Raw genomic sequence first — 2201 nt, 5'->3', positions numbered from 1 at the left:
CGAGCAAGACCGGGGGGCCACTCGGCCAGATTGCGGGCAGGCGAGGAGCCTGCCCGATTCGCGGGTGAGCTTACGGCCCCCCGATCATGCTCGGACCCAGACCAGACAGGACACCGGCCAAAACCGCTCCACCACCCTGAGCGGTCGGGCGGACCTGCAGCAAGGCTCAGTTGGTCTATCAATTCGCTAGGTTGCCAGATATCCGCGATGCTCCAGATACTCAACCCATGTGGCAGTGAGGTGAACGGCGAATTCTCCGATGTCGTTCACGTAGCGTTCGACATCTGCAACCGATCGACCGGCCTGTTGAAAGATCTCCACATAGGGAATGTTTCCGTGTGCAACATCGTTTCTCAGCATTGACATTTTAATCAAGGAAGCACCCCAGGTGGAATGAGGAAATGCGTCTCCGGGGAGACCGTATATCTCCCAGATGCGATTGAAATGTTCAGGCTTTAGTGTTCTGCCGTCAAGTGGCGGTTGAGCCTGCTTGTGGTTGACCGGAAGTGCTGCGGGGTCACCGCAGAACTCGAGGGTCGTGGCGTACTTACGTCTCTCCCAAAGCTTGCTGTGGTCATTCAACTCACGAAGGCTTTCGAATGCCGTATGAGCCGCAAGTTGGCGTAGGCTTGGGCGGAGTTTATTCACGGAAAGTCTTGAATCATTAATCTCCTTGTGTGTCTCTTGGATGATGAACTTGGTGAAGCTTTCCAGTTCGGCCATCGTGCAAACCACGGCCAATGCCCGGGCGTCTCGTGCCTCGGACTCCCACCGTGGGCTTGCCGAAGAGTCGGCACTGTGGCTTGCGAGTGCTAGGAACTTCTTCAGGTCGTCGCTTCGACGTAATAGCTGGTCGCCATGGGATTCAACTTCGCCAATAAGTGCGTCATGCGTCGCCACGAAGCAGATCCTTCGCGCGCGTGAGCCGCCGCCTCAGCATCGACTTCGTGTTAGTGCCGGCGCCTGTGGAAGCTCGCAGCTCGGTGTCCTCGAGCCAGCCCGGCGCTACTGCCCTCGGCTCGACCCCCTCGGCGGCAAGATCGCCTGCTGCGACCAAGCAGGCCTCAAACTGCACAAGGGGAGTGACGGGGGTCTGCCTGCGGAGGAACGGCTTCCCATTGCAGACACTGTGGAGAGTCCCAAGGGCTCGATCGAAGATATCGCGCTCCGTTGGGTAGTCGAATGACTCGGATGCGGCTTCCATGTAACTATTTAGAAACCGTTCGACTTTGCCATCGAACTGGTCGCGGTAATTCTTGTAGGCAAAGAACTTCAGGACCTGCTCTACTTGAGTCCCATCGTTCTCTCGTGCTTTCTGGAGCTTCAGGAGGTCGCTAAGGCGCGGGTCCTTTGACAGCTCTTCGATGAAGTCATTAAAGGGGCCCATGTAGACACAAGCGCGTACTTCTTGGGCTGTCAGGCTAATGCCGCCGCGATTTAGTCGTTCAAATACATCAAACCGAACTTGACGGTCGCTCTTGTCGGTCAGGGAGATGACCTGCAAGGGCTGGCGGCCAAAATACACCTGCAGATTCTTTGGCAGGTCAATGTATGTGTTTCCGTTGAGGGCGGTAAGCTTCTCGAGGCCATCGAGTCGAAGTGGTTTAGGTCGTCCAATTTCAATCGCAGCCTCTTCGTCTCGGGCCAGAAAATGGGCCAGAGTGGAAAGTCGCTGTAGTCCATCTACAACTTCCCACTGGAATCCGACGTTTGTTGCAACGAAGACTGGAGGAATTGGCAAACCGAGGAATACTGATTCGATAAACAGTGACTCATCGGCTTCCTCCCAGCGAAACTTCCTCTGGTAGCTTGGTGACGCATTTAGCTCTTCATCGGAAATCATCCGAACGAGCTCGCGAACTGAAAAGTTATGAACTGCAACATCGACTCTGCCGCGTTCTCCGCGAAGCTGTTCTTCTAGGTTTTCAAGGGATGCGTTAGCAGTCATGGGCGCAGTTTAGACGGCCGACGCAGTGCTTCGCCGGGGTATGGCAGCTTCATAGCTCTCAGATTGAGCTGCCGATCCTGGGCGCTCGAGCCACCAAGGTGTCAACGGCCATGGCTGCCCTGATCCGGACCAGTGGCGGACCAGGGAGGGACATCGCCTAGGGGGCGGGCTTCCAGCCGCAGGTCGAGGCGGGCGGCCAGATCGGCCACGCGGCAGACTGTAAATCTGTCGCGCAAGCTACGCAGGTTCGAAC

2 protein-coding genes are annotated in these 2201 nt (G+C 56.6%); both read right to left on the bottom strand.

The window, feature by feature from the left end; all coding sequences use genetic code 11:
• Positions 1 to 186 precede the first annotated feature (186 nt).
• Positions 187 to 900, bottom strand: a complete 714-nt coding sequence (locus tag ABD323_RS40530; protein WP_184918483.1) for a HEPN domain-containing protein — start codon at positions 898 to 900, stop codon at positions 187 to 189.
• A complete protein-coding gene (locus ABD323_RS40525) occupies positions 887 to 1948 on the bottom strand; it encodes a DUF262 domain-containing protein (RefSeq protein ID WP_221503665.1) in 1062 nt (353 codons plus the stop codon). Before ABD323_RS40525 ends, ABD323_RS40530 begins: the two co-directional genes overlap by 14 nt.
• Positions 1949 to 2201: the final 253 nt, after the last annotated feature.

This window comes from Kitasatospora nipponensis (assembly GCF_039528135.1).
Classification (GTDB): domain Bacteria; phylum Actinomycetota; class Actinomycetes; order Streptomycetales; family Streptomycetaceae; genus Kitasatospora; species Kitasatospora nipponensis.
The sequence above is the reverse complement of the archived record's forward strand: the minus strand, read 5'-3'. Positions and strand labels throughout refer to the sequence as shown.